The organism is Cytobacillus sp. QJM3NY_8 (assembly GCF_056173585.1).
Genome location: NZ_CM149681.1, coordinates 2899376 through 2919162 on the forward strand (window position 1 = coordinate 2899376; position 19787 = coordinate 2919162).

Annotated in this window: 16 protein-coding genes and 2 pseudogenes; 3 read left to right on the top strand and 15 right to left on the bottom strand. The window is 41.9% G+C overall.

Annotated elements, in window-relative coordinates:
* Positions 1–753 precede the first annotated feature (753 nt).
* The 11 genes and pseudogenes from AC0VZ9_RS15055 to AC0VZ9_RS15105 all read right to left on the bottom strand — a co-directional run bounded on the left by AC0VZ9_RS15055 (position 754) and on the right by AC0VZ9_RS15105 (position 15280).
* The gene (locus AC0VZ9_RS15055; RefSeq protein WP_251267148.1) at positions 754–1887 is read right to left on the bottom strand and encodes a mannitol-1-phosphate 5-dehydrogenase; all 1134 of its coding nucleotides are present in this window, start codon (positions 1885–1887) and stop codon (positions 754–756) included.
* Between the two features lie 12 nt (positions 1888–1899).
* Positions 1900–3990 carry a BglG family transcription antiterminator gene (locus tag AC0VZ9_RS15060; RefSeq protein ID WP_475396387.1) on the bottom strand — a complete coding sequence of 697 codons (2091 nt, stop codon included), beginning with the start codon at positions 3988–3990 and terminating at the stop codon, positions 1900–1902.
* Between the two features lie 88 nt (positions 3991–4078).
* A complete protein-coding gene (locus AC0VZ9_RS15065) occupies positions 4079–5992 on the bottom strand; it encodes a PTS mannitol transporter subunit IICBA (protein WP_251267146.1) in 1914 nt (637 codons plus the stop codon).
* Positions 5993–6288: 296 nt separating this feature from the next.
* Positions 6289–7431: a Ger(x)C family spore germination protein gene (locus tag AC0VZ9_RS15070; protein ID WP_019383434.1), complete on the bottom strand. Its 1143-nt coding sequence runs from the start codon at positions 7429–7431 to the stop codon at positions 6289–6291.
* Positions 7431–8891, bottom strand: coding sequence for a spore germination protein (locus tag AC0VZ9_RS15075; protein WP_475396388.1), 1461 nt, complete (start codon positions 8889–8891; stop codon positions 7431–7433). Before AC0VZ9_RS15075 ends, AC0VZ9_RS15070 begins: the two co-directional genes overlap by 1 nt.
* On the bottom strand, positions 8851–9984 hold the full coding sequence (locus tag AC0VZ9_RS15080; RefSeq protein ID WP_475396389.1) for an endospore germination permease: 1134 nt from the start codon (positions 9982–9984) through the stop codon (positions 8851–8853). Before AC0VZ9_RS15080 ends, AC0VZ9_RS15075 begins: the two co-directional genes overlap by 41 nt.
* 137 nt (positions 9985–10121) lie before the next feature.
* Positions 10122–11030, bottom strand: coding sequence for a cupin domain-containing protein (locus AC0VZ9_RS15085; protein ID WP_019383432.1), 909 nt, complete (start codon positions 11028–11030; stop codon positions 10122–10124).
* 151 nt (positions 11031–11181) lie between these two features.
* Positions 11182–11457, bottom strand: a pseudogene (locus tag AC0VZ9_RS15090) (integrase core domain-containing protein); the annotation flags it as partial.
* Positions 11458–11736: 279 nt separating this feature from the next.
* Positions 11737–12168 carry an HTH domain-containing protein gene (locus AC0VZ9_RS15095; RefSeq protein ID WP_009336810.1) on the bottom strand — a complete coding sequence of 144 codons (432 nt, stop codon included), beginning with the start codon at positions 12166–12168 and terminating at the stop codon, positions 11737–11739.
* Between the two features lie 126 nt (positions 12169–12294).
* Positions 12295–12951, bottom strand: a complete 657-nt coding sequence (locus tag AC0VZ9_RS15100) for a DsbA family oxidoreductase (protein ID WP_475397506.1) — start codon at positions 12949–12951, stop codon at positions 12295–12297.
* A gap of 1321 nt (positions 12952–14272) precedes the next feature.
* Positions 14273–15280 (bottom strand): DUF3231 family protein, encoded by a 1008-nt coding sequence (locus AC0VZ9_RS15105; protein WP_009334199.1) that lies wholly within the window; start codon positions 15278–15280, stop codon positions 14273–14275.
* 81 nt (positions 15281–15361) lie between these two features.
* Between AC0VZ9_RS15105 and AC0VZ9_RS15110 the strand changes: the two genes are divergently transcribed.
* Positions 15362–15802 carry a hypothetical protein gene (locus AC0VZ9_RS15110; protein ID WP_475396390.1) on the top strand — a complete coding sequence of 147 codons (441 nt, stop codon included), beginning with the start codon at positions 15362–15364 and terminating at the stop codon, positions 15800–15802.
* A gap of 162 nt (positions 15803–15964) precedes the next feature.
* On the opposite strand, the gene AC0VZ9_RS15115 is transcribed toward AC0VZ9_RS15110, so the two are convergent.
* The 4 genes and pseudogenes from AC0VZ9_RS15115 to AC0VZ9_RS15130 form a co-directional block, all read right to left on the bottom strand.
* Complete coding sequence (locus AC0VZ9_RS15115; protein WP_475396391.1) at positions 15965–17080, bottom strand: cysteine desulfurase family protein; 1116 nt, start codon at positions 17078–17080, stop codon at positions 15965–15967.
* Between the two features lie 284 nt (positions 17081–17364).
* Positions 17365–18029, bottom strand: a pseudogene (locus AC0VZ9_RS15120) (Type 1 glutamine amidotransferase-like domain-containing protein).
* A gap of 42 nt (positions 18030–18071) precedes the next feature.
* Complete coding sequence (locus tag AC0VZ9_RS15125; protein WP_009334195.1) at positions 18072–18452, bottom strand: VOC family protein; 381 nt, start codon at positions 18450–18452, stop codon at positions 18072–18074.
* Between the two features lie 94 nt (positions 18453–18546).
* Positions 18547–18771 (bottom strand): hypothetical protein, encoded by a 225-nt coding sequence (locus AC0VZ9_RS15130; RefSeq protein ID WP_175502200.1) that lies wholly within the window; start codon positions 18769–18771, stop codon positions 18547–18549.
* 230 nt (positions 18772–19001) lie between these two features.
* On the opposite strand from AC0VZ9_RS15130, the gene AC0VZ9_RS15135 reads away from it, so the two are divergent.
* Both AC0VZ9_RS15135 and AC0VZ9_RS15140 read left to right on the top strand, forming a co-directional pair.
* Entirely contained in the window at positions 19002–19295 is a 294-nt protein-coding gene (locus tag AC0VZ9_RS15135) for a phospholipase (protein WP_475396392.1), read from the top strand.
* 113 nt (positions 19296–19408) lie between these two features.
* Entirely contained in the window at positions 19409–19780 is a 372-nt protein-coding gene (locus AC0VZ9_RS15140; RefSeq protein WP_217026706.1) for a VOC family protein, read from the top strand.
* Positions 19781–19787 lie beyond the last annotated feature (7 nt).

Below are 19787 nucleotides of genomic sequence, written 5' to 3' on the forward strand. Positions count from 1 at the left end.
AGTTTGTTGACTGCCTCTGGGATTTCGCCTTTATTCCGTTTGATTAACTCCCATTTTGTGGCTGGCTTCGAGTTTTCGTCGTTATTCCCTGTGATTAACTCCCAGTTTGTTGGCTGGCTCCGGGATTTCGGCTTTATTCCCTTTGATTAACTCCCATTTTGATGGTTGGTTCTGGGATTTCGGCTTTATTCCCTTTGGTTAACTCCCATTTCGACGGCTGGTTCTGGGATTTCGGCTTTATTATAGAAGATGACTTCTCCTTTGCCACCTGATGAATACGGAATTTATGGGCTTTATGAATTTTGGGCTTCATAAGCTCTCTATGGCGACCATTTCCTCGGCACCTCATCCGTTTTGGGCTTCATGAGCACTACATGACGACCATTTTCTTATCACTCCACCTATTTTGGGCTTCATGAGCACTACATGGCTACCATTTCCTCGGCACCTCATCCGTTTTGGGCTTCATAAGCTCGCCATGGCGACCTTTTCCTCCACTCTCCAATCATTTCGGGCTTCATGAGTACTACATGACTACCATTTTCTTATCACTCCACCCATTTTGGGCTTCATAAGCCCTCCATGAAACCTATTTTCCTGACTGTCCACCAACTTTGCCCGTCATGCACAACCAAAACTGGCTACCTTTACCCCAGTAAAATCTTAGTAAAATTTCATTGCCGCACCCCCCCACCGAAGAACTCCAAAAAAATAAGGCTGCCGAATCATTTCAGCAGCCTCTAATCCAATTTATTATTTCAATGCTTCATACTGTTTCAGTACTTCTATAGCAAGCTCGCTTGATTCTTCAAGTCCGCATACTTCTTTCAGCACGTTTGGCACTCCGTTTTCTTGAATCATCTCCTGTAGCTTTACTGCTTCCTCGTCTTCCCTGTTATCAAACATTAGTGCCGCAGCAATGGCTTTAGCCAGGTTTGTGTAAGATAAGCCTGCTTTTTGTGCCTGCAGGGCCGGACGAACCAGTCTGTCTTCAGGGCCAAGCTTCCTTATCGGCGAGCGTCCTACTCGTGTGACACCGTCATTCAAGTGGGCATTTTGGAACCGGCCGATAATTTTATCAATATATTTCTGATGGCCCTCCGGATTCAGATCATATCGATTAATCAAATAGGCACCTGTTTCACGGAGTGTTGCCTGAACCTGCTTATAAATTTCTTCATCTGCAAGTGTCTGGTCGATGGTTTCTTTTCCGCCCAGGTATCCGAAATAAGCAATAACAGCATGTCCTGTGTTAACCGTGAACAGCTTTCTTTCGATAAATGGCGCAAGCTCCGGAACAATTTTCATTCCTTCGATATGCGGAATATCTTCAGTCACCTCCACCACCCATTCATGGTACGGTTCAACAAGAACATCCAGTGATCCCTGGTTGTTTTGGATTGGGACAATTCGGTCTACGGCGGAGTTTAAGAAAGATACACCGGCCAGATTTACATCTCTGTCAAGATGCTCCATAATGTAGCCTTTTAAAAGGTCAGTCGCAGAGATCTGGTTTTCACATGCAATGACATAAAGCTTTTCGTTATTTCCTGCAGCTGCTCTTGCAGCCAGGCCTTTTGCAATTAATGGGGCAATCCGCGGAAGGATGTTAGGGCCAATCGCTGTTGTTAAGAAGTCAGCCTGCTTAATGGCCTCTATCACTTCATTCTCCTGTTTTAGATTATTCAATCCTGAAACATTTTCAATTATCATGGATTCCTGTTCATCTGCAGCCAGCAGCACTTGATAATGCTTTTCTTCGTTCAGCTGATTAATGATTTCGTCGGCAATATCAACAAAAGTTACATGGTAGCCTGACTGTGAAAATAGGGCTCCGATAAAACCTCTTCCTATGTTCCCTGCTCCAAAATGCACTGCTTGTTTCATCAAATCATTCCTTTACTGATTTATTTTAAAATGGGACTGCAGGTATTCTGTAAAAATCGATTCCAGCTTCTTGTAAATCATGTCTTCATTGGCTGAAGAAAAAATTAGAATCGCTTCCTCTGTCTCAATGATATTTGTGCTGATTAAGCTTAATATCTCCTGCTCTCTTCTGCTTAGCTCGAACGGTGCCAGCATGAGCAGAAGGTTTTTTAGAATAACATCTCTCCCGTCCATCCCCTTTACCATGCATGGCTCAGGGAGGTGGGCAACCTGAAAAATAAGTTCACGGACATTTTTACTGCGGGCATGAAAGAGTGCCATATTGGTTTCAGGTATGCCAAGCCCGCCTTTTTGTTCCCGCTCCCTTAATGATTGCAGGACATCTTCAGCATTCGTCAGCAAATTATCTCCTTCGGCATTCCCAAGCATTTTCTTAAGAATCTGCTCCTGGCTTTCTCCTCCATCCATCCGGTAAAAACGAAAGTTATGAACAAGAGACTCGATGCTCTCCTGGATATCTCTTACTTCCTCAAGCATTGCGGATAATGAAAGGTTTCTCTGTTCAGCCTGTTTGAACCCTTCCTCCGGCTGATATTCTTTTCCTTTTGTCAGGCTTTCAATATTGTTTTGCAAGTAGTTTTTTATGGTAAGAATATTTTCATCGCTTAAGAGCGGATTCACCAATATGTACTCAGCATTTATAAAAGGAAGTCTGACTGTAGAAAGGATTAAATCATATTCTTTCAGATCAGCACCCTCTGAAATTTCCTTCATCGACTTGATTTCGATCACATCAATTTCAGCTGCTTCTTTTTTCAGCCTGCTCTTTAGCATCTTGGATGTTCCGATGCCTGTCGGACAAATGACAAGCGCCTTAATGGAAAGATTCTCTTCCTGCATGACCAGGGCTGAGCCAAAATGAAGGACGATGAACGCGATCTCGTCATCGGAAAATTGATCAATATCAGTAAATTCCTCTTCAAGACTTTTTTTTACAGCCATGAACAGAACCGGATATTTACGCATAATTTCTTCTTTAAGCGGGTTATAGGATTCCATATTCTGTTTCATGCGGAATATGGATGGCTCCATGTGGGCCAGCAGTCCCTGAAATAAGGAAAAATCCCTGGTCAAATCCACATGCAGCTGTTCCGAAACAGATTTAATCACGTTCTTGATCATTTGGGCGAGCAGAATGCTGTCATATGGAAAAGCCTCGTCTCCGCTTAATTTGGTCCCTTTAAGTATTCGTGCGAGGTATAGGATATCCCCTTCTGAAAAACTGCAGTCAAATTTTTGTTCCAGCTTGCTTGTTATCTGCTGCATCAAACCGTATTCAACAATAACTTCCTTTTCAGGAAGGGTATCATTCTGATCCACAAAAAGCTGTTTTAGGGTCCTCTGCAGAGAAATGCTTACATGCAGCACAACCTCCAGGTATCCGCTATCAGCAAACCGGGCAGGTGCACCAGAAAAAACAGTCTGAACAATGCTGTTCACTTGGAAAAGATTATCCGGTTCAAAGTAATGAAGAATCCTTTCTTCACCAAGCTTTCCTTTTTCCAGCAAAAATAGTTTCTCAATTAATTCTTCATGAAAATATTGAAGGAAAAAATGCGCAAGCGCTCTTCGTTTGTTGGCTTCTGATCCGTGAAGCTCTACACCGACTCCCCGTTTTCTCGTCAGCTGCACCTGGAATACAGATAGCCATTCAGCAAGTTCATCCAGATAGGCTGATAGGGTTGCCGTGCTGATGCCGAGGTAGCTTGCCAGAATCTGAATCTTGTATAAGTCTTCTTCAAGAATGGCTATAAGAAGGCGCAGCTTCTTTTCCTGAGGAGGCTGGTCGATCGGTTCACTGCTGGTCAAATGCTGGATCAGCCGGAAAATCTGCTCATTTTTCCCTTCAATCGCAAGGCCCTGATTTAAATTGCGGGTTAACTTTAATTCGAACTCACTGACGATTTTCTCCACTGCCTTTAAATCCCTCTGAATCGTCCTCGCACTGACATTTAACGAAGAGGCAATCGACAATGCCGTGTGTTTACCCGATGTTTTTATAATCAATTCAATAATGGCTTTTTCCCTCGATGTAATATACATGAGATCAGCTCATTTCTAAAATTAGTGACAAAAACACTGAATAGAAAAGCGCAGAATGACGCTTTTCTATTCGGAAATAGCTTTAGTTTTATTTTTTGCCGATAATATCCATAATGGTCTGGACAGATTCAGCCGCAGCCAATTTTTCGATATTATCCATGTCAGAACATGTTACCGCGATTCCTGACAGGATTTCAAGATGTGTGCCGTCTTTGCCTGCAATTCCGAAGATCAGACGGACCTTTTGGCCATCGAAATCAACACCATTTGGCACCTGGATAACTGTAAAGCCGGATTTGATCACAGCTTTTTTGGCTTCTTCGGTTCCGTGCGGGATCGCTACATCATTTCCCATGTATGTGGAAGTGATATTATCACGTTCAATCATGGCTTCAATATAGCTTTCTTCCACATAGCCTGCATCGACAAGCACTCTTCCTGCAAAGCGGATCGCTTCTTCCTTATCAGCAAACTCCTTGTTCAGGAAAATATTTTCCGGACGCAATAAATCGTCATTATGAGCCATTTCTTCATCCACGATGTCAGGAACATTTTCTTCAGCATCTTCAACGATTTCGTGCAGTTCCGAGTTAGCCGGGAACTGAAGTGCGCTGATCAGCTTATCATACTCCGGACTTGACAGGAAGTTATCAACCGATACATGAAATGCATTCGGCACTTTCTGGCGTGCCCTTGGTGTCAGTTCTTCCTGTGTAATGACGATTTCAGCATCTGATGGGAGATTGGAAATCGCTGTATTCGTAACAGCAATGTCCATGCCCGCCTCCTTCACCTTTTTGCGGAGAAGTGATGCACCCATGGCACTTGAGCCCATTCCTGCATCACAGGCAAAATAGATTTTGGATACATTATCGGGCATTGCAGCCTGACCGCCTTCAAACACGTTGGATACAGAGCTTTTCTTGCCTTTCATTTCCTGCATCTTTTTCGCAGCTTCTTCAATATCTTCTTCACCCTGCTTGCCTGTTTTCATAATAAATGCAGACACGATGAATGAAACAGCAGCAGCCACAAGAACACCTGCGAAGTTTGCAATATACGCACTTGCATGATGAGGCGTCACAGCCGTGATGGCGATAATGCTGCCCGGTGAAGAAGGAGCGAATAATCCGCCGCCTAAAAGAACCAGTGTGAACACACCGCTCATTCCGCCCAGGATGACAGCAATAATGAGCATAGGACGCATTAAGATGTACGGGAAATAAATTTCATGAATCCCGCCGAAGAAGTGAATGATTCCGGCACCAGGAGCAGATTTCTTTGCATTGCCTTTTCCAAAGAACATATAAGCAAGCAGGACACCAATACCAGGTCCAGGGTTTGCTTCAAGCAGGAACAGGATGGATTGTCCTGTTTCTTTTACCTGTTCAACGCCGATTGGCGAAAGAACACCATGGTTGATGGCATTGTTCAAGAATAATACTTTTGCCGGTTCAATTAAGATGCTTGTCAGCGGCAGAAGTCCTGTGCCAATCAGCCAGTCAACTCCAGCTACAAGCCAGCCGGTAAATACATCAACAGCAGGACCCACTCCCAGGAATGCAAGGATGGCAACAATTGCACCAAGAATTCCTGCAGAGAAGTTGTTCACGAGCATTTCGAAGCCTGCACGCACCCTGCCTTCGATCATCTGGTCGAACTTCTTAATCACATAGCCGCCAAGAGGACCAATAACCATGGCGCCTAGGAACATAGGAATTTCCGCGCCTGCGATGACCCCCATAGTCGCGATGGCACCAACAACGGCACCGCGCTGATCATGTACAAGCTTCCCTCCGGTATAACCAATTAGAAGCGGAAGCAAGTACTTAACCATTGGATCGACCATTTTGGCAAGGCTTTCATTTGGGAAGAAGCCAGTAGGTATAAATAAAGCTGTAATAAGACCCCATGCTATAAAAGCAGAGATATTCGGCATAACCATAGAGCTCAGAAAATTACCGAACTTCTGTACAGCTACTTTTAGATTAGATTGAGCCATGTACACTCATCCTTTCAAAATATAGTACTTTATTATTAATGGTAAAGTACAAATGGGCTATACTCAACAAAGGAGAAACCTAACTTTGTCGCGCCAGGGGTGACAAAACTGCGGTTTCTCTGTTCCTGAATCCAGCCCCTTCGCTTACTGGTCCACCTCTATAGTCTTACTGGCCATAACGGGTTTGCCGCTGATACTTCGACTAGTGCCAAAAAAGTCCAGGATTATTTATCTTTTTTTAGAGTAAAATTTGCTAAAAAAGAAGAGGTATTCAGCGTCTTCCCAGAAGAAATTTTTCATTCATTAAACTTATAGCTGTTGAAATTTAAAATCTGAACATTCACCTGAATGTCAGTAAGAGAGTTTTCATCCAAATAAAAATTACCATGTTTTTTTAATTCCGCAAATTTCTCTGGACGCATACGAAACCATTTCTCACCGGCATTAAGATAGTCAATTTTTCTTTCTACCCCATCCAAATAAAGGGATCGCAGTTTTGTTTTTATTTTCTCTTCCACCAAGCTTCTCAATCGATCAGGAGAAATGTCCTCTACTCTTTCCAGTAAATCAGCACGTATGGATAAAACAATGGAGAATTTCGGGGAAGGGGCATTTTCCTCATACTTAAATTTCAGCTCCGGACTTTCCAGCTTTACGGCTGCAGCCAATTTACCATCTTCTTCGACTCTTTCATCTAAAGCTATATAATTTTCCATTATCCAGTTAAGAAATAAAGAATCCTCAAATGCAAGTTCCTTTATATATTTCTTGTTTTGAAAAACGGTATAACCATCAAAATATAATACCGGGTAATCCTTTTCTGCTTTCCAGCCTGATTTATTAATTTTAACGGAGGGCAGTTTCGCTGCATTCATCGGTTCATAATATTCCCGCAGAAACTTCATTAAAGGTACGGGCCGAATTTCATTTTGGGCAACCTCGTAAAAATCCTTTTTAAATAAAACAGTATATATAGCTGGATAATTAAACAGAGCATTAATATTAAAAACCTCTTCAATGGATTCGTCTGTTGTCACGATATGAAGTGTAGGACGAATAGAACGATTCCTCCCAACCTCCTCCACCACCTCCTTAAATTTGTGCTGAACGATCCGTTTGGAGATGACTAGAGTCTTTACATGGCCAAAGAATAAGGGAGGTTCGGATAATTTGTACAGCTTCCTTACAGCTAAATTTAACGTTTCCCCTTTCGCTGAAGCCACAAATATAGGGACTGGCTCAGCTGTCTTTCCGCCTTCCTGCTTAGCGACATTTAAAAAATTCAGCCCTTGGAGATAGACTGTATATTCATCTTTTTCTTCATCATAATCCATCCCGATTGATACAATATAGGTTAAATCCTGTATATTTTTGATGCCGGCACAACCTGAAAGCAAAATACAGGATGCGGCAATCATCAGTATTACGTTCCTTGCCATTATTTATCCCCCCTCGTTGGATCTTCAGGGCTAGTTGCCGAGGCACGGGATTTATAAAATTGCACAGGCAGCATCAGAAATGCCTTTACACTTTCCCTCCAGCTTATTGGGGCTATGGATGAAAGATAAGGAACGCCAAAAGAAGATAGTGTCGATAAATATAAAACAGTGAGAATATAGCATACGATAACACCGAACAAGCCTAAAAAAGTACTCACGATGATAACGATAAATCTAACAATGGTAATGGCGGAACTAAGGGACTGATTCACTAGGGTAAAAGACGAAATATACGTAATGGCCGAAACAACGAGCATGGTTGGAGAGGTTAATCCGGCCCTTATGGCTGCATCACCGACAATTAAACCGCCCAATACTGCCACTGTCTGTCCAATGGCTCTAGGCAGCCTGATTCCAGCTTCATTAAAAAGCTCAAACAAAAGCAGTATGATAAACATTTCAATCGGCGCACTCAAAGGCAGGCCAAATCGGGACACGGAGATAGTGGCAACCATCAGGTAAGGAATCTGTTCAATATTAAAGGCGGAAAATGCAATCCATACCCCTGGAAGGAAACCGGATACCGTTATCCCAATCATCCTGATGATTCTTTCCAGACTTACAAACGCATAATTGATGTAATGGTCTTCAGGTGATTTAGTCTGCAGCAATAAACTGATTGGGGCAAAGGTAACGGTGGGGTTTCCTTCCACCAGAATGGCAAACCGGCCCTGATTCAGTGCCTGAACGATAAAATCCGGACGGCCTGTATAATCAAGACTGGGGAATATCGAAAAAGGGCGGTCCCTTATTAAGGAGTCGAGTTCATGGATACTGGTCAAGATATCGAGCTCAACCTTCCCCATTCGTTTGTGGATTTCCTGCAGAACACGCTGATCAATAATATCTTCTATATACATGAGTGCCACTTTCGTTTTGCTCCGTTTTCCAATTGTATATTTTTCAACACATAAAGTGCTGGTATTGAGCCTTCTGCGTATTAAAGATATGTTTGTTTGCAGATCTTCAACAAACCCATCCTTTGGGCCTCTAATGGAAGTCTCAAGTGCAGACTCTTCAGGCTGCCGTTTTGGAAGGTTTGCTGCTTTTATACTCAACAAGTGCTGATCAGCCAGGAACAGGAAATTCCCCTCAAAAAGCAATAAAGACAAGTCATCAATTGATTTTTCCGTTACCAGGTCAGCTTGGAATAAAATCCTGAGCTTATCTTTTGCAGTTCCGTCCTTTTCAGCAGCAAGCTTTGGCAAGATATATTGATCCAAATATTTGGTATCGGCCAAAGTATCGAAATAGAAAATTTCCAACTCATCTTTTTCAGCAGCATGGACATTGCTTACAAAATCCCCGCTTTTGGAAAACTGCTGTTTTAACTTCTCTGCTTTTATGCAGCCATTCTCTTTATGTTGAGGATTGGACTTTGGAATTCTTGTTCTTGCCATGGTTTTCATCCCTTTTCTTCAAAACTAATATAATCAAAGCTGACAAAAGGATATACAACAGAAAAAACACCATGCTGACCGGCAGATAATACTTATAGATAACCTGATAAAAGGTATACGTTTCAATCTTTATACTCATTAGCCCAAACAAGATGAGGTATAAAGAAAAGACCAACTTCGGATTTAATCGATAATGTTTCTTTTTAGCTGGAAAAAATGCGCCTGCTAAATACATAAATAAGCCGATTCTGATTAATGCCCCGCTTAGCCACTGATATAAAGCGAGAAAGTCCAGATGAGAGATATACTCTCCAATGCTTAATACCCTCCATTGTTCATGGGCAGGGTAAAGAAATTTAGCCGCTTCTTCAGGTCCAAATTCCATGATCGAGGCTGTGAGCGGCCCTAAAATTAATCCTGCCAGAAGCGTCAAAAGAATAACAAGATGCTTAAACTTAAAGGCTTGTTGTGAATACGGCTGCAGTAATATGATGATATAAACCTCAAACAATCCCGAAAGAGTATAGAGAATACCATACATGAGCGGCTCTGCTCCGTCTGCAAGCAGCGGGAACAATAGGCCGGGGTCCTTCAATCTAGTATTTGTAACGGAAATGAATACGCCGTAAAGCATAACAAGCGGAAGCAGTATGCCGCTTGATATAGCCATATATTTCACACCGGAAAGTGTCATAATCATGCATACCAGTATTAAAATTATATTAATCATAAGGACAGAAGCATCTGCCAGAAAATACGCATTCAGCCAAATCATTAAATCCCTGAATGTTATATAGGAGCCCGTAATTAAAAAAAGAATCACAGGAACCGATAAGAGCACGGAAAATGTCCGTCCGAGACGCTTTCTCACCATGAAAAAGAAGCCTTCATCAGATGAGTTTTTTAGTATGTAGTAAATAAGCCATATGAAAAACAGTGAAATCGGATAGGCTGCAATCACACTCAGCCAGCTATCTCTTCCGGCAGCTGTCAATAAATTAGGAATCAATATTACATGGTTTAGCAAGCCTGTTGACAGGATGATTAATAAATATAGTTGTTTGGGTATTAGAACCTTTACTAAATTCTTCATAAAATTCTCCAGCTTTAGATTTATTAAATATACTTACCAGACAAGAGTAATTTATGTAATGAGATTCTAATCCAAATTAAAGAGGGATGAAACGAAAGCGAATGTGCCCTGACCGCTTTTGTTTTATCCCTTTTCTTTTAATTTCCTTGCTGATGCTCTTCCTCAGCAGCCATGGCATCTGCTTTCGTCTGATGCACCGTCCCAAACGGATGCTGCGGCGGGGAATAGATAGAGTATAGCTTAAGAGGTTTGCTGCCTGTATTGATGACGTTATGGTATTTTCCTGCAGGGATGATGATGGCAAAATCGTCTGCTACTTTACGCTGGAAATCTAATTGATCCTTGCTATCTCCCATCTGGACGATTCCCTCCCCCTCTTCAATTCTTAAGAATTGATCAAGTTCAGGATGAATTTCCAGTCCGATATCCTCTCCTGCATTTATGCTCATCAATGTCAGCTGCAAATGCTCTCCTGTCCAAATCGCCGTCCGGAAAGTGTTATTTTGTTTTGTCGCTTCCTCAATATCAACGACAAATGGCTGAGGGCCATAATCGGTAATCCGGTCATTTAGTGTAACAAGGCGTGCTGCATTTTCCTGTTCCCCTGTCATAGCCCAAATGAACACATTTTGAACCTGAGGAAGCTGAGAAAGTGCGGAACCGCGCTGATTCTCCTGGAAGCCCTCCATTTCCAATTGATAAGCCCTCTGCAGGCCATCCCGATAATGATCAATGGATACTTCGCCAATTTGATACTCCGGCTGTGTTCCTGTTAAATTGTAATAAAGATTGCAAAAATGGGTTAAATGGACTTTCTTTCCTTCAATAGCCTGAATAATATTTTGTTTATGCTCTTCATTAGGGGCTTGTTCTGCAAGCTGCGTGTATAGCTCAAGTACCGAAGCTTCCCTTTTGACCCCTTCAAGGACCGTTTCACAAAGCTGCTGAAAATGATCCTGATTGCTTCTTAACATGTTGTCAGTATGGAATACAGGTGCATTTACTAAAGGGTAATATGGATAGGAATACGCATTAGGATGATACAATACATGTCATTCCCTTCACAGATTTATCAACACATCATATGCCCATAAAAAAAGAAGGTACGTTGATTTTTCAAGTTGGGCGGCTAATTAAAAAGAACCAGCCTTTTCCTTATTGAACTGTGCCCCGATTTACGGACAGTTTAAAAAGCGCCTATGCGGCTAGTAAATGGCCCCGGTATTGCTCCGGGGTCATTTTATTTAAGCCCCATTGATAACGATGCTGGTTATATTCCTCAATCACTCGATCCACTTCTTTTCTAACATCTCCTAAATTATCTAATGATTTATACTCTGCTAAATCCTTAAAGTGCCCAAAGAAACTTTCCATTGGTGCGTTATCCCAACAGTTTCCCTTTCGGGACATCGATTGTATTAAGCCAAGTTCTTTTACTTTGCTTTGGAATTGGGGATGGGTATAGTGGACGCCTAATCTTTTTGTGGTTCATTACCGATGAATAATCATTCTCCATAATCATTTTGATCTGGAGGACACCTACTTTTTCTTTTTTACTTATGAATATTTCTCGAATTAACTCTATATCCAATTGATCCTTCTCGTCACGTTGTGCCCGTAATTGTGCTGCCTTCAGCCAATCATAGTAGCCACTTCGACTTACGCCTGCCAGTTCACACAGGTAGGAAACAGATTTTTTCAACTGATATGTTCTGATGGTTTTCTCAATTAAAGAAAACTTCTCAGCTGCCGTTAGAATCGTTTCTTCATCAACGCCTGCCTTTCTAGTTCTTCCAGCTTTTTTAAGAAGTCATTCTCTGCCTCAAGGAATTTAATCCTTGCCTCAGCCTTCCTTAGTTTCTCCTCAATGGAAAGTTGTTTAGAAGAAGGACGTCCAGTGCTCCCTTTACCTCGACGTTCCGTAAGGAAACCTTCCTCCCCGAACCTTTCGAATGTTTCTCTCCAACGCTTAAGACAACGTTTTGGCTGTTCCTTGCCAATCATCTCGAGATCAAAGCCTTGTTCAATAAAGATTTGCGATGGTGTTTTCCCACTTTTGTACTCCGCCACTGCTTTTATCTTAAATTCAGAACTATAGGAGATTGACCTCTCAGAAGCCCTCAAAACATTAGGATTCTTTTCAAGCTCTTTCATTTGGAATTCATTATAGATATTCTTACTCATAAAAAATCCTCCGCCTTATTCATTAAAACTATTGAAACACAAAAAACCCCAGAAAGGGGCACTTTTTTATCAGTGTCCACTATCTAGGGTATAGTTCATATAAGGAGAGACTGGTTCTTTTTGATCTTATTGTTTTTTAGGAATTTCACAGCCGTCATCATCACAGATCATACCGTCATGATCATTTAAAACGGTAATCTCATCCTCTGCAATAATCTTCTGCAGAGCCTGAACAAACATCTCAGTTGGCTGTGCTCCGTTAAGTGCATACTTTTTATTAATAAGGAAGAATGGAACCCCGGTGATGCGGTATTGCTGTGCCAGCTGCTCATCTGCACGGACTTCTTTTGCAAACTCATTGCCGGCAAGCATTTTTTCAGCTTCCTCTCGGTTCAGGCCAACTTCTTCGGCTAATTCTGCTAAAGCAGCATGATCCCCTATATGAATGGAATCTGTAAAATAAGCCCGGAGCAGCCTGTCAGTCATTTCTTTCATTAGTCCTTTCGCTTTGGCAAACATCGTCAGACGGTGAGCATCAAACGTGTTAGTGAGAATGACGGTATCAATGTTGAATTCAAGCCCGGCATTTCTCGCCATCTGCACCATGTTTTGCGTGTTGGCTTTCGCCTGTTCAATCGTCATCCCATATTTCTTGGATAACTTTTCGTACATATTATCCTTTATATCCCGTTCAGCAGTCGGGTCCAGTTCAAAGCAGCGATAAGTCACTTCAATTGGATGATTAATCTGTTTAATGGCATCCTCCAGATGCCTTTTGCCAATATAGCAAAACGGTCAAGCGAAGTCAGTCCACATTTCAATATGCATATAGTATTCCTCCAATACTGTATATTCCTCTTTAGTATAGTAGGTGCCATTTTATTTTACACGGAAAAAGCTTAAGGGGACGATTTGGGATTGACACCGGTATTAAGTTGTACATTGTCATTTTGCCCGTTATTGATTCTGAATAACTTCCAGAACGCCCTTTTCGTCGTTATTCATTACGATTAACTACCATTTCTTTTGGAGCACAGCTTTTTTCGTCGTTATTCATTACGATTAACTACCCTTCCTTATGCAGCACAGCCTTTTTCGTCGTTATTCATTACGATTAACTACCATTTCTTTTGGAGCACTGCCCTTTTCGTCGTTGTTCATTACGATTAACTACCATTTCTTACGGCGCTCAACTCTTTTCGTCGTTATTCATTACGATTAACTACCATTCCTTATGGGGCACAGCCTTTTTCGTCGTTGTTCATTACGATTTACTACCGTTCCTTATGGGGCATAGCCTTTTTCGTCGTTATTCATTACGATTAACTACCATTCCTTATGGAGCACAGCCTTTTTCGTCGTTATTCATACGATTAACTACCATTTCTTTTGGAGCACTGCCCTTTTCGTCGTTGTTCATTACGATTAACTACCATTTCTTACGGCGCTCAACTCTTTTCGTCGTTGTTCATTACGATTAACTACCATTTCTTACGGCGTTCAACTCTTTTCGTCGTTATTCATTACGATTAACTACCATTCCTTATGGGGCACAGCCTTTTTCGTCGTTGTTCATTACGATTTACTACCGTTCCTTATGGGGCATAGCCTTTTTCGTCGTTATTCATTACGATTAACTACCATTTCTTTTGGAGCACTGCCCTTTTCGTCGTTATTCATTACGATTAACTACCATCCCTTATGGGGCACAGCCTTTTTCGTCGTTATTCATTACGATTAACTACCATTTCTTTTGGAGCACTGCCCTTTTCGTCGTTATTCACCTTCCACTCATGAGATCGCCAGCCCATCCCCAGGCGTAATCAGCAGCGATTTCTCATTTTGGATGATCCGTACGTCTGCGTAGAATTTCTTCATTAATTCCGTATGTCTCTTCGGGTCAGTTTAGGTTCTCAATACCTTTGCGTTCATCACCATAAGCGCAACTAGTTCTGCCAGCGTAATTGTTTTTGTCTCCATCGAAAAAACATTCAAATTGCTAGTTCTCGCTGTTCTCCACCCTTTTCTAATTCTTCATGCAAGTGGAATACAATAAATCAAAAAAGGCTGGAAAAGAATACGCTCCTCCCCCAGCCTTCAGCGATTATCTATTTGCCAGTTCATCATGGTCTGCCGGATGCGGCGGCTCCTCGAACCAGCCGTTTTTTATCAGGATGTTTGCACCATCTTCAGCAAAATTAGCGATTTCACCAGACAAGCGAATGTAATTAATCGAAATATCTTTTCGTGCACTTGCAGCTGCACTTGTGGCATAAATCCCTGCACTAAGAGCAATGAGGGATGTCGTCATAAACATCATTAGCTTATCTGAAAAGGGCGGGACAGTGGAATCCGTTACTTCCATATCCCAAGACATACTAACAGGCAAATAACTTTCTTCGAGCATCCCGGCAAATACTTTTGTATGTTTGGCAGCTATGTCCCTGCCCCTTACCATGAATTGGCCAACTTCCTTCGATTGGGCGACCTGGCTAAATCCCACCATAATCGTTTTTCCCATGGCATTCCTTTTCAAATTCATATAGATATTTGTAATTTCAATAACGTTCGGCGGCCTTTTATCTCCAAACATACCACCCATGAATTTTTTGCTTTCAACAAAGCTGGTTTCTTTCACTGGAATGACAAGAGGGGATCTCATATACAAGCCTCTGTTCAGCAGCATTTTTTTTAGCTTTGTTTCATATTCATTAATTTCCATCAAACAATTGTTAAAGTATTCCTGAATATCAGACCGGACGGATAGTGTTTTGGACAGCGCATAAAAATTAACAGCAAACATGGCAATATTGTAGAAGAAATGCAGGGAAAAATTTTCCGAAAACAGCTGTGGAGCATCTTCTCTTACATCCTCTTCAGCTTTAAATCCATGTGGCACGGATAACCCTTCGTTTTCAAAAAAACCGGTCAGTTTCTGTAAATGTGTTTCAGTCAATTGAATACTATCCTGAAGCATGGACTGTAGTTCCTGATCTTCAATCGCATTTAAAAAGTATGTGAAAATACAATTACACATGCTGCTGTTCAAATAAGCCGACCATAATTGCGCTATTTCAGCTGCAGTTAATTCCGTGTTTTGTTTATCACTCATTGGCTGCACGTCCCTCTTTTTAATTTTATTATTTCCAAAGTGCTGAAATAAAAATGAATTTTTTATAAAATAGGGATCATCATGCTGGATCTTTTCATCATTCATAACGGACCAAATGATGGGGCATCCTATGAATGGGAGGTGTATCTTTTGATCGTTTATCACGGTTCCATAAGGAAATTTGACCACTTTCATAAAGAGCAGACTATGCAAAAAGCAATGAAAGAGATCGATACGCTTGGCATATGGCTTTCATCAGACTTTGAATCTGCGAAGTCCTTTGCCATTGGAACAGAAACGGTTATCGAAAAATCGGACACTGAGTTCTGGGAAGATGGTTTGCCGAAAGTGGTTGAATATGACAAACAGGTGCTGGGATTTGTTTATAAAGTGTATATAGATAAACCAATATTAAAGGACTTCGATTCCTTTGAACATTTTATGGATGAACGGGACCCCTTTTGTGACTATGCAAGCGCAAAAAAAGACACCTTACCTGGAAAGATAAGGCGATCTTACTGAATAAAGATGAAGCCAATTCAGAATTTCGCAAAAGTCTTGCGAAGCAAGGCTACGATGGAATTGCCGTACCAAAAATGGCCATTGAAGCCGGTGATGCGGATATGTATTGCATTTTTTCGGATGATCTTCTGCAGATTGCCGATGTCTTTTCAGTGGAATAATTTAGAATGTTTCTTTCAGCCAGGAAATCACCTGATCAAGTTCCTCCTTTGCCGTATATCTTCCAAGGCTGAATCTGACAGCACCCATTCCAACATATTCAGGAACCTTCATTTCCCTCAAAACAGGGGACAATTCCACTATGCCTGAATGGCAGGCTGACCCTGTAGAGGCAGCGAGCTGTGGAATGGCGGATAAAATGTCCTGTCCAACCCGATTGACAAAACTTACATTCAGGGTATTCGGCAGCCGTTTTTCTTCGTGGCCGTTAAGGACAACCTCATCACCAAATGCCTCCTGCAATTGAACCCAAAAATAATTCGTTAAGTCAGCGAGCTTCCGGTCCCAGGCCTGCTCCTGAACCAGCTCACAGGCTTTTCCTAGCCCGGCTGCAAGCATCGTGTTCTCTGTTCCTGCTCGCAATCCAAACTCGTGTCCGGCTCCATGAATCAGCGGCTCAAGCTCTAAGCCTTTTCTGATATATAAGGCGCCAATTCCTTTAGGAGCATACAATTTATGGCCCGCTATAGTGAGCATATCCACATTCAGGTGATTGACATCAATAGGTACCTTGCCTGCGGATTGAGATGCATCGGTATGAAAAGCGATCCTGTGTCTTCTGGCAATTTCCCCTATTTCATCGATCGGCTGAAGGGTCCCCACTTCATTGTTTGAATGCATGACGGTGATCAGGATTGTATCTTCCCGAATGGCATCTTCAATTGCCTCAGGAGAAACCATCCCATATGCATCTACATCCACCATGGTGATTTCAGCACCCAGGCGCTCCAGAAATTTCAGGGGCTCTACAATGGCAGGATGCTCGATTTTTGACGTAATGATGTGTTTGCCTTTATATTGATGCTTGAAATAATAACCTTTTAATGCCAAATTATTCGCTTCACTTCCGCCGCTTGTAAAAATAACCTCTTCCGGCAAACATGACAACAAGCCAGCTACCTGTTTCCTGGCAATCACCAGCTTCTCTTTTACCGGATGCCCAGCCCAATGATGGGCGGAAGGATTCCCGTAATAGCCCGTCAGAAGCGGATTCATAACATCTAAAACCTCCGGTGCCAAAGGTGTGCTTGCATTGTAATCGAGATAGACTTTGTTCATTCCCTCTCCCCCTCTCCTTAAGAATATCAAAATCATAAAATAGAGGAAATAGAGCTGTTTCAGACATGGGAAAAGGGATGCCGGCGAACCCCTAAATACACTTAACAAAAACTTTACAGGCCAATTATATTCTATTAATAAAGGACACGTAGAATAAAACTATGCTTACCAATCGAAAGGAGCTGGCGGAATGCTTGAGAAACTGTTCAGATTAGTGGTCCTGACGATTTTTTGTACGCTGTTCCCGTAAGTTGTTATCCTAAAAATTCAGCTTCAAGCACTTCTTATTTTACCTCTCCATCAAAATATACTCTATACTCCCTTGCATCAGGTCTTGAACTGACAATCCTCAGAATATCCTGGTCTATGTAGTGAATGGCGGCTCCATCATCTGCTGCGATACCAGCTTTGATTTTGTTTTCAGACATTAATCGATGATAGGAAGGCCTTCTATTTAATTCACCATCATAATGAGGACAATTGCTGCCTTTTAAAAATCCTAAACATTTTAACGGATCCAGCTTTTCATCGCCAAAGGAATCTGTAACGCCTTCTTCAAACCAGCATAAAGAGCCGGCGCTTATGCCAGCCAGAATAATCCCTTGATTCCATGCTTTTTTAAGCAAAGCATCTAATCCCCATTCCTTCCACAAAGCAACGAGATTTTTCGTGCAGCCTCCGCCAACATAAATAATATCTTTTTCCATTATAAATCCTTCTATATCTCTGGCTGGCGGTTTAAATAAAGATAAATGGGATGGCTGACAGGGCATTTTTTCAAAAAAATGATAGAATCAGTTGTATATTGGTCGGAATCACCGCTTGCAGTAGGGACAAAACAGATACTGGGAACTGGTTTGCCAGATTGTTTAAGTATATACGCATCTAATAATGGATTGTCGGGCTCCATAGAAAACCCTCCGCCTCCGAGAGCAATAATTTGTTTCATCTTTCTACACCTCTTAATTTATCAGCGCTTTCAACCCCTTTATCACTTTTTCTCCATCACAGCAAAGTAATTTTCTTCTCCATCCGCAAAGTTAAAAACCCGGCCGGCAGGCATGTCTACCATTTCTCCAACGGTAATATTCTTGTTTGAAAAGTCACTATACAGTTGTTCAATATTTTCCGTGAAGAACATCAGTGAAGGGGTGCCCAGGTTTAACCCCGGAGACATCTTCTCTACCCACTCCTTATTGTGGAGAATGATGCTCGTTTCCGCCTCCTTTGATGGCGCCACTTCAATCCATCTCATTCCCTGGCCATTATCTTCTTCGGCTATTACCTGAAACCCGGCTTTTTCAGTCCAAAAATTCACTGCATCATCCTGATTGTTTACGTATAGCATTATTTGTCCGACTTGTTTAATCATGTTCTCATCCTCCTATCGTTATTTCATATTATACAATTCTGAAAATTAAATCAATTAAAAAAAGAGCCCTGCCCCAGGACAAAGCTCTCCTCCTTTAGTAATAGTAAGGATATGGCGGATACGGGTATGGCGGGTATGGATAGTAAGGATATCCAAATCCTGGTCCAGGTGCCAGCAATGCTCCTGTCGCCAGCCCCCCTAAAAATCCAAGCCCCAGTCCAAATCCTGGTCCTCCAAAGCCGAATCCAGGCCGGCCAAACCCAAAGCCTGGTCTCCCGAATCCAAAACCCGGCCGAATACGGTATTCAGGGAAATACATGCTATTTTGCGGAACATACTCCTGTGTCGCAGGCATGTGCTGATATTGATAATCCAAACAGAACTCCTCCTCTGTATTTGTCTACAGTAAAGGATATGCGTCAGATGCCTATGGGGTATGGGCCCCTGCCCTTAATGCTTAAACAATCTTCATTTAGTAGTTAAGTAACCACACCTCTATGAATGATCTGCCATATCAATAATTAAATTGATATAAAAAGAGGGATACTATTGACTAGAAGAAAACAAATTCCTTGTCTATTTCCCGGCTACAGATGGTGCGGCCCCGGCTGCAGCGGACCAGACGGCCCTATTAATGAAGTGGATGCCTGCTGCAGGGTCCATGATAAATGCTGGGCAAGCGGGAGATCTAAATGCTGCTGTGACCAGGAATTCCTTAAGTGCCTGAAGCCAAAGACAAACTGGCCCGGCGAAGAAGGAACAATTGCAACGATCATTTATATTTATATGAAAATCCAAACCGATTTTACCTGCAGCCGATTTCGGAGAAGAAGACTTTATTAAAAAGCGGCGTTAGCCGCTTTTTTAATGGCAACTTTATTGCTTTATAAAATGGCTTCGATTAAACTCAAGTTGTGTTATCTGAATTATATAAAAACTAAAACCATGGAGGAACTATGAAACTAGGAGCATTTTCAGTAAGTTTAACTGTTAAAGACATTAATAAGTCAAAAGAATTTTACGAAAAACTTGGTTTTGAGGCATTAGGCGGGGATATTGCGCAAAATTGGCTGATCTTAAAGAATGAAAACTGTGTGATAGGTCTATTCCAAGGCATGTTCGAAAAAAACATCCTTACATTTAACCCTGGCTGGAACCAAAACGCAGAAAATTTAGAGGGATTCACTGACATTCGGGAGCTACAAAAGCAGCTGAAGGAACAAGGGATTCAAATTATAAACGAAGCAGATGAGTCAGGCGCCGGCCCTGCAAGTTTCACACTCGAAGATCCGGATGGCAACGCTATTCTTTTCGACCAGCACAGGTAGAATTCTG